Annotated in this window: 8 protein-coding genes; 4 read left to right on the top strand and 4 right to left on the bottom strand. The window is 70.9% G+C overall.

Going from position 1 to position 8572, the window contains the following annotated elements; translation table 11 throughout:
* Positions 1 to 579: 579 nt before the first annotated feature.
* A complete protein-coding gene (locus CEK66_RS02890; RefSeq protein WP_152235892.1) occupies positions 580 to 1362 on the top strand; it encodes an SDR family oxidoreductase in 783 nt (260 codons plus the stop codon).
* Between the two features lie 124 nt (positions 1363 to 1486).
* A complete protein-coding gene (gene bioC / locus CEK66_RS02885) occupies positions 1487 to 2377 on the top strand; it encodes a malonyl-ACP O-methyltransferase BioC (RefSeq protein WP_043094308.1) in 891 nt (296 codons plus the stop codon).
* Here bioC and CEK66_RS02880 read toward each other — a convergent pair.
* Together CEK66_RS02880 and CEK66_RS02875 are read right to left on the bottom strand one after the other, a co-directional pair.
* A complete protein-coding gene (locus CEK66_RS02880) occupies positions 2345 to 3859 on the bottom strand; it encodes a glycosyltransferase family 39 protein (RefSeq protein ID WP_152235891.1) in 1515 nt (504 codons plus the stop codon). The two genes, bioC and CEK66_RS02880, sit on opposite strands and share 33 nt — an antisense overlap.
* Before the next feature lie 116 nt (positions 3860 to 3975).
* The gene (locus CEK66_RS02875; RefSeq protein ID WP_017914487.1) at positions 3976 to 4404 is read right to left on the bottom strand and encodes a ketosteroid isomerase-related protein; all 429 of its coding nucleotides are present in this window, start codon (positions 4402 to 4404) and stop codon (positions 3976 to 3978) included.
* A gap of 348 nt (positions 4405 to 4752) precedes the next feature.
* Between CEK66_RS02875 and CEK66_RS02870 the strand changes: the two genes are divergently transcribed.
* Positions 4753 to 5649 carry an N-acetylmuramoyl-L-alanine amidase gene (locus CEK66_RS02870; protein WP_226978474.1) on the top strand — a complete coding sequence of 299 codons (897 nt, stop codon included), beginning with the start codon at positions 4753 to 4755 and terminating at the stop codon, positions 5647 to 5649.
* A 439-nt stretch (positions 5650 to 6088) separates the two neighbouring features.
* Here CEK66_RS02870 and CEK66_RS02865 read toward each other — a convergent pair whose 3' ends face one another.
* Together CEK66_RS02865 and CEK66_RS02860 are read right to left on the bottom strand one after the other, a co-directional pair.
* Positions 6089 to 6691, bottom strand: a complete 603-nt coding sequence (locus tag CEK66_RS02865) for a YdcF family protein (RefSeq protein WP_193312549.1) — start codon at positions 6689 to 6691, stop codon at positions 6089 to 6091.
* The gene (locus CEK66_RS02860; protein ID WP_152235890.1) at positions 6688 to 7647 is read right to left on the bottom strand and encodes a pyridoxal-phosphate dependent enzyme; all 960 of its coding nucleotides are present in this window, start codon (positions 7645 to 7647) and stop codon (positions 6688 to 6690) included. The genes CEK66_RS02865 and CEK66_RS02860 overlap by 4 nt, the downstream gene beginning before the upstream one ends.
* A gap of 164 nt (positions 7648 to 7811) precedes the next feature.
* Here CEK66_RS02860 and CEK66_RS02855 point away from each other — a divergent pair, with 164 nt between their 5' ends.
* Positions 7812 to 8330 (top strand): hypothetical protein, encoded by a 519-nt coding sequence (locus CEK66_RS02855; protein ID WP_152235889.1) that lies wholly within the window; start codon positions 7812 to 7814, stop codon positions 8328 to 8330.
* Positions 8331 to 8572: the final 242 nt, after the last annotated feature.

Here is an 8572-nt window from a genome sequence, read left to right as displayed (position 1 = left end):
GGGGTTTTTAGAGGTGCCCTTGCGTCATCGGAAAGCGCACACCGTCTCGCGCGTCGCACGCTGCATCACAGTTGACTCCCACAAGGCATCACGCGACACGCAACGACGTCAGAAAGACGCAAGCGGCTCCGCCGTGGGACTCAACTGTCGTGCCGCCGCGACAAGCGAAGCCGGAAGCCGACCGACACCCTCCGTCGTCGGGACTGAAGTCCCTCCCACAAGGACGCCCGGCTCATCCCTGTGGGAGCTACTTCAGTCGCGACGCATGGCAGTCGAGCGCAGCGCAGCGACGTCGCACCAACACGTGTCTTGCCTGCTCGATCGTCTTGCAGTCGCAATGTGACGAAGCCCAAAGCCGGCCGACACCCTCCGGCGTAGGGACTGAAGTCCCTCCCACAAGGATGCCGGCCACCCCTGTGGGAGCGACTTCAGTCGCGACGCATGGCAGCAAAACGCTGCGCAGCGAAGCCGCTCCTGCACCTGCCGTGCGTACTCAATGTCCTCAACGTCGCGGCGTGAAGCTGGCCGCCACCGCGCCGATGTCCGATCATCGCGGTTCCTTCGAACGAGAGTGCAAGCATGGACCTGGGAATCGCCGGAAAATGGGCGCTGGTGTGCGCCGCTAGCAAGGGGCTGGGACTGGGCTGCGCGCAGGCCTTGGCCCGCGAAGGCGTGCACGTGGCGATCGTGGCGCGCGGCCAGGCCGGGCTCGATGCGGCCGCGACGCAGCTGCGCGCGCTCGATGGCGGTGGCGAGGTGGTCGCGGTGGCGGCGGACATCGCCACCGAGGCCGGCCGCGCCGCCGCATTGGCCGCCTGCCCGCAGGTCGACATCCTGATCAACAACGCAGGCGGACCGCCGCCCGGCGATTTCCGCGACTGGGAACGCGAGGACTGGCTGCGCGCGCTCGACGCCAACATGCTGGCACCGATCGCGTTGATCCGCGCCACCGTCGATGCGATGCAGGCGCGCGGTTTCGGCCGCATCGTCAACATCACCTCGGCCGCGGTGAAGGCACCGATCGACAGCCTGGGGCTGTCCAACGGCGCGCGCGCCGGCCTCACCGGCTTCGTCGCCGGGCTGGCGCGGCGCACGGTGGCGCACAACGTGACCATCAACAACCTGCTGCCGGGGCAGTTCGACACCGACCGGCTGCGCGGCAACATCGCCCACGCCGCGCAGCGCGAGGGCATCGATCCCGCCGACCTGGCCGAACGCAAGCGCCGGCAGATTCCGGCCGGGCGCTTCGGCACCGCGGAAGAATTCGGTGCGGCCTGCGCCTTCCTGTGCAGCGCGCAGGCCGGCTACCTGAGCGGGCAGAACCTGCTGCTGGATGGCGGCAGCTATCCGGGGACATTCTGAAGAGCCGGGATTGGGGATTCGGGAGTGGGGATTGGTAAGCCGAGATGCGCCGCGCGTGCGTAGAACGCGGTGATGCGGGCGCCACCGCTGGCCGCGGCACGACGCCGGCGGCGATAATGCGCGGATGGATCCTTCCGCGTTCGACTCCCAGCACATCCGCCGCGCGTTCGCGCGTGCCGCCGCCAGTTACGATGCCGCCGCGGCGCTGCAGCGCGAGGTGCAGGGGCGCTTGCTGGAATCGCTGGACTACCTCGGCGACCGCGTCCCGCAGGTGGTGCTGGACGTGGGCAGCGGTCCGGCGCATGCCGCCGCGGCGATGAAGAAGCGCTGGCCACGCGCACAGGTGATCGCGCTCGACCAGGCGCTGCCGATGCTGCAGCAGGCCAAGCGCCAGGCCGGCTGGTGGAAGCCGTTCGGCCGCGTCTGCGCCGATGCGCGCGCGCTGCCGCTGGCCGAGCACAGCGTCGATGTGATCTTCAGCAATCTGTGCCTGCAGTGGGTCGAGGACCTGCCGGCGGTGTTCGCCGGATTCCGCCGCGTGCTGCGCCCCGGCGGCCTGCTGCTGTGTTCCAGCTTCGGCCCGGACACCCTGATCGAACTGCGCGAGGCCTTCGCCCAGGCCGACCGGACCACGCCGCACGTGAGCCGCTTCGCGCCGATCGCGCAGTTCGGCGATGCGCTGATGCTGTCGGGCTTCCGCGATCCGGTGCTGGACCGCGACGTGTTCAACCTGACCTATCCGGACCTTGCCGCGCTGATGCGCGAACTGCGCGCGATCGGCGCCACCAACGCGCTGCAGGCGCGCCGCCACACCCTCACCGGCCGCGGCCGCTTCGCCGCCGCCAGCGCCGCCTACGAGCCGCTGCGCGGCGCCGACGGCACCCTGCCCAGCACGTGGGAAGTGATCTACGCGCACGCCTGGGCGCCGCCGCCGGGCGCGCCGATCCGCGAGGGCGGCGGCGAGATCGCCGCGGTGCCGCTGTCAGCGATCCCGATCCGCCGCCGCGGCGACTGAGCCGGGCAGCACCCGGAACAGCACCCGACCCTGGTAGGGCGTGCCCAACACCTGCGCCTGCGCCCCCTGCGCAGCGATGCGCGCGGCGACCTGCGCCCAGGCCTCCTGCTTGCACACCCACACCCGCCCGGCGCGCGGTTGCCGCAACACCGTGAGCAGATCGGCGTCGTACTCGGGACCGAAACGCGGCGCGTCGCGCACTGGGTCCAGGCGGATCTTGCGTACCTGCGCGCCCAGCTCCAGGCGCAGGCCGTAGCGCGCCATGTCCTCGACGAACACCACCTCGCGCACCGGCGCATCGGCACGCTGCACGATCGCCTGCGCCCAGGCGCCGGCATCCTTGTGCGTGGGCAGCAGCGCCACGGCCAGTTCGAGCGCCAGCAGCAATCCGCACCAGCCCAGCAGCCACGGCCAGCGCCACGGCGCCCGGCCCTCCTGCGCGCGTTGCCACGCCGCCAGCAACGCCAGCGGCACGAACAGCGGCAGCACGTACAGCGGCAGCCGTGAGCGCGATAGGCACAACACCAGCAGCGGCAGCAGCAGCCACAGGGTCAGCAGCAGCGGCGCGGCCTGCTGCAGGCGCAACGCCGGATCGCGCCACCACTGCCGCAGTTGCCGCGGCAATTGCCAGGCCCAACGCGCCAGCGCCGGCGTCCACGGCAGCGTGCCCAGGACCAGGATCGGCGCATACGCCACCGCCCAGCCGTACCACTGCGCGTTGCGCCCGAACGCATCGCTGGCCACGCGCTTGACCACCTCGTCGCCGACGAAGTACTGCAGCAATCCCGGATGGCCGTGGATCACCGCCAGGTACCAGGGCAGCGCCAGCACCACGAACAGGGCGATGCCGGAGAGCTGCAGCGCGCGCCGCGGCGGCCCCGGCGTCACCGCGTTGAACAGCAGCAGCGCCGGCAGCGGCAGCAGGCCAGGCGGACCCTTGGTCATGAACGCCAGGGCGAAGCCGGCCCACATCGCCGCGATCCAGCGCTTGCCCTGTCCGGGCGGATGCGCCCGCGCTTCGACGAAGGCCCACACCGCCAGGGTCTCGCAGGCGGCGAGCAGGAAGTCGGTGGAAATCCATTGCGCCGCGCCGAACGGGGCCAGCATGGTCGCGTACAGCAGCGCCGCCTGCGCCGGCAGCTCAGGGCGTTCGGGAAACAGCCGCGCGGCCAGGCGCCACACCAGCAGCACGCACAGCAGGTAGGACAGCGCCGATGGCAACCGCGCCGCCCAGGGCGACGGCCCGAACGCGGCGACGCTGGCGGCGATCGCCCAGTAGGTCAACGGCGGCTTGGTCCAGTGCGCCACGTCCTCGCTGCGCCGGGGCGTGAGCCAGTCGCCGCTGTGCAGCATGTTCAGCGCGACATTGGAGTAACGGCCCTCGTCGGCATCCCAGATGCCGCGAGCGCCCAGCAGGGCCAGCGCGAGCGTGCAGGCCAGCAGCGCCACCGCGACGGCCGGGGAACGAAGCAGCGCGCGCATCGGCAATCCTCTCGGTCGACGCGGCGACCATAGTCACCGCGCCTGCGGCCGCAGATGACGGCCGGCAGACAGTTTTGCGACAGCGCGAACGCGCCGGCCTCAGGCCGGCGCGTGGCTCAGGCAGAGACCTGCGCGATCCAGTCTTCCAGGTTGTAGTAGTTGCTCACCCGGGCGATCCTGCCGTCGCGGATGTCGAAGAACGCCCCGCCCGGCAGCACGTAGCGCTGGCCGCGCGCCTCCGGCAGGCCGGTGTCGGTGTGGTGGTATTCGCCATGCACCACGTACTCGGCGGCGGCGCGGCGGCCGTCCTGCGCGGCCAGCACCACGATGTCGTGCAACTGCTCGCGGTAGCTGGCGTTCATGCGCTGCAGGAAGGCGGCGAAGACCTCCTTGCCGGTCTCGCGCGCGCCCTGGTTGAGATCGTGGGCGACATCGTCGGTGAGCATGCCCAGCATGCCGTCCCAGTCGCCGCGGTTGAACGCGGCGTAATAGGCCTGCACCAGGGCGATGGCCTGGTCCTGCGCAGGAACTCCGTGGTTGCTCATGGCTGCCTCCCTCGGGCCGTGGAAAGGCCCATCATACGGCGCGGCACAGCCCTGCGGCGGGCAGCCACCGGCGGCGGCGATGGAGGCACTGGACCTTCTGCAGCCGCAAGCGCCAACGGGGTCGGACACAGCGCGCCAGGCCCGCGATCTTTCGCGACTCGGGACGGCACTGCCACGGGGGGGCACCAAGGCTGCGCGCGCGCTGCGTGGGCGCGCTCCATCGGCCGCGCAGGCGCGCCTGTTTTGGGCGCCGCCCCATGGGAGCGCCTCCGATGCGACGGCAAACTCGCTTGCACATCCCTCGCAGTCGACACACCCGGCGCTGCGCAACCAATCGGAGGAGTGTGCATGTCTCGCACTGTGGTCCTGTCGCTGTCGCTGTCGCTGTCGCTGCTGCTCGCTGGCTGCTCGTCTGTCCGCTCACCGCCCCAGACTCCAGCCACTGCGGCACCATCGCCCCCGACACTCCTGGACCGCGGCAGTTACGACGTATCGGTGCAAACGCCCTCCCTGGCGCAAAACGAACGCGTCCGTTTCATCGTCCTGCATTACACCGCGCTCAATGACGCCCGTTCACTGAAGGTGCTGTCAGGCCCGGATGTCAGCGCCCATTACCTGGTGCCGGCGCGCCCGGCGCTGGTGGATGGAAAGCCGGTCGTCCTGCAACTGGTGGCCGAACAGAAACGGGCGTGGCACGCTGGCGTGAGCGCCTGGAATGGCCGCAGCAATCTGAACGATACGTCCATCGGTGTGGAGATCGTCAATCTCGGCTTTGCACAGGGCAAGGCCGGCAATCGGCAGTGGTACGCCTTCGCGCCGGAGCAAGTCGCCGCGCTGGTGCCGCTGCTCAACGACCTCATCACCCGCTATGGCATCGCACCGCAGAACGTGCTCGGCCACAGCGACGTGGCGCCCCTGCGCAAGTACGATCCAGGTCCGCTGTTCCCCTGGGAAATGCTCGCCCGGCACGGCATCGGCGCATGGCCGGACCAGGCGAACGTGCGCCGCTACCTGGCCGGGCGCGATCCCAATGCGCCCGGCGATGTACTCGCGCTGCAGCGGGCGCTCAAGCGTTATGGGTACAACGAGGTGAGTGTCGACGGGCGTTGGAGCGGAAAACTGCAACGCATCGTCGCCGCGTTCCAGATGCACTTCAGGCCACGCAAGACCAGCGGCATCATCGACGCTGAAACCGAGAGCATCGCCAACGCCCTGGTCGTCCAGTACGTCGACCCGGCATGGTGAGCGCGCGGGCTCGCATCCGCGGGTCGGCGCGCGCAACGCCAAGACATGCAGGAACCGCGCGCGTGCGACGACCGCGATCCAACGAAGCGCCTGCACGCCGATGACCGTCAGGTCGTGACGGGAGCGCTGCTGTAGCGTCGTCGCCTGCAGCGGCCTCGACCCGGCATCGCCGCTGGTTCGACGGATTCACCCTCGATCTCCGCCGGGATCCCTGCTCGTCCGCCGAGACGCACAGCGGCCCTGCTCCGCGATGTGCGCCCTTGCACGGCCGTGATCGCGCCCGGCCAGAGCGGCTGCATGACGTGCGCGGCCCGCATGGGCCGCGCGCCGGCCTCGCCATCACCTCGTGTACGCGACCGTTGCGGTGGCGATTGATTCGGGTGCGCTCGGCAGCGGCCGGCGCCAGGGAATGCGCCGTTGCGTACCGCACCCCGCAGGTTCAGGCGCCGGGGACCACCAGGTCGCGATGGAAGAAGTACAGCTCTTGCAGCAGGAAGCGCCAGCGGGTCTGGAAGCTGCGGAAACGGCTGCTCGGGGTCGACGACGCCAGGGCGTCGATCTGCAGTTCCTGGCACAGCCGCAGCGCCCGTGCCATGTGCAGCGGATCGCTGACCACGATCACCCGGTGCAGGCCGTGTTCGCGCATCAGCCGCCGCGCCTCGATCAGGTTCTGCCGGGTGGTGCGCGACACCGTCTCGATCAGGATCGCGTCGGCCGGCACGCCGTGGCGCAGCGCGTAGCGCCGGGCCACCTGCGACTCGGCGAAGCGCGCGCCGTTGCCGAAGCCGCCGGTGAAGATCAGGGTCGGCGCGTAGCCGCGCTGGTACAGGTCCAGGCCATGACGGATGCGCTCTTCGAACACCGGCGACGGCTTGGCGTCGTAGGCCGCGGCGCCGAGCACGATGATCGCGTCGGCCGGCGCCGCCTGGTCGCGGTCGCCGACCCAGACGATGTAGATCGCCACGCCCAGCAGCCACAGCCCCAGCAGCGCCGCCAGGCGCACCAGCCAGCGCAGCCAGCGGAAGCCGCCCCGCGCACTCATGCCGCGCCCCACGGCAAGGCGTCCAGGTCGACGTTGCCGCCGGACAGGATCACCCCGACCCGGCGCCCGGCGAAACGCGCCGGCTGCGCCAGCACCGCCGCCAGGGCGATCGCCGAGGACGGCTCCACCACCTGCTTGAGCACCTGCCACAGCAGCCGCATCGCCGCCACGGTCGCCGCGTCCTCGACCACCAGCACCTCGGCCTGGCCGTGCAGCAGGGCGAAGTTGGGTTCGCCGAGGGTGCCGCGCAGGCCATCGCAGAGCGTGTCCGGGACCATGTCCAGGCGGCGCTCGCCGGCGGCCAGCGAGCGCGCAGTGTCGGCGGCGCCGGCCGGCTCGGCCAGCAGCAACTGCGCCTGCGGCGCCCGCGCCGACAGCGCCAGGCGGCTGCCCGCGGCCAGGCCGCCGCCACCGACCGGCACCACCAGCAGGTCCAGTCCGCCGCTGGCGTCCAACAGTTCCAGCGCCGCGGTGCCCTGCCCGGCGATCACCGCCGGATCGGCATAGGGGTGCACCAGGGTCGCGCCGGTATCGCGCTGCACCTGCGCGCACAGCGCCTCGCGCGCGGCGATGCTGGGCGCGCAACGCCACAGCGTGGCGCCGTGGCGGGCGATGTTGGCGAGCTTGGCGGCGACCGCGCCTTCCGGCACCACCACATGACAGCCGATGCCGCGGGTGCGCGCAGCCAGGGCCAACGCCGCGCCATGGTTGCCGGAGGAATGGGTGACCACCCCGCAGGCCGCCTGCGCCGGGTCCAGCGCCCACACCGCGTTGCAGGCACCGCGGAACTTGAACGCGCCACCGCGCTGCAGGTGTTCGGCCTTGAAGTACAGCTGCGCGCCGGTGGCGGCATCCAGCGCCCGCGAACGCAGCACTGGGGTCGGCCGCGCGTGCGCGGCAATGCGTGCGGCGGCCGCCAGGACGTCGCCGAACTCGGGCAGAAAACGTGAGACCATGCGCGAAAGGGTAGCGTATCGTCGCCAACGTGCAGCGCCCGCGACTCGCGCCGGTTCGCCGTCGTTGCGCGCAACTTAAGCGTTCAAGTGCAGCAGATGAAGTTAAGGGGGGATTCAATGCCACGGACCGAACCTGTCAGCCAGCCTGCTGGAGGGCAAACGCCATGAAACTGCGCCTGATCTGCGCCGCTGGACTGCTGGCCGCACTGGGCGGCTGTGCCACCTACGATTACGCCGGAGGCGGCGAGGGTGGCTACTACCGTGGCGCCCCGTCGGTCGAATACCGCTACCCGGCCGGCTACTCCGAGTACTACTCGCCCTACGGCGCGGTGCCCTACTACGGCTACGGCCCGTCCTATTACGGCTACTACGGGTACGGCGTGCCGTATTACTACTACCGTGGCTACGATGGCCCGCGCCACCGCCCGCCACCGCGTCCGCGGCCGGACGACGGCGGCTCGCGGCCGCCGCCGCCGCCCAGCGTGGGTGGTCGGGTACCGACGCCGTGGCGCGACATGGACCGCCTGCGCCGTCCGGACGCGCTCAATTCGGCACCGCGGCCGCAATCGATGCAGCCGGCCCGGCCGGCGATGCAGCGTCCCGAGGGCATGCAGCGCCCGCCGGCGCCGCGCCCCGGCAATATGGGTCGCAGCAATGGGACACGTCGCACACTCGAACCCTAAGAAAGGGCTTGCGTTCGCCTGTCCCAGCACGCACTCTACGTTCTACGGGGTGACCGCCTGCGTCGCTTTATGACCCGAAGGGGTCGACCCCACCGTCTATGTCGATGTCCGACAGGGAAATCTGGATCCCCCCTGTTCCGGCCCTGTCGGGCGTCGGCGCCTCACAACGAAAAGCCCCGGTCCGCCGGGGCTTTTCGCGTTGGGGCCTTGCCATTGCTGGCGTGGCGCCGGCGACCGGCGAA

Source organism: Xanthomonas sp. LMG 12460 (genome assembly GCF_009192895.1).
GTDB classification, from domain to species: domain Bacteria; phylum Pseudomonadota; class Gammaproteobacteria; order Xanthomonadales; family Xanthomonadaceae; genus Xanthomonas_A; species Xanthomonas_A sontii.
This window is presented reverse-complemented; position numbering and strand designations above follow the sequence as displayed.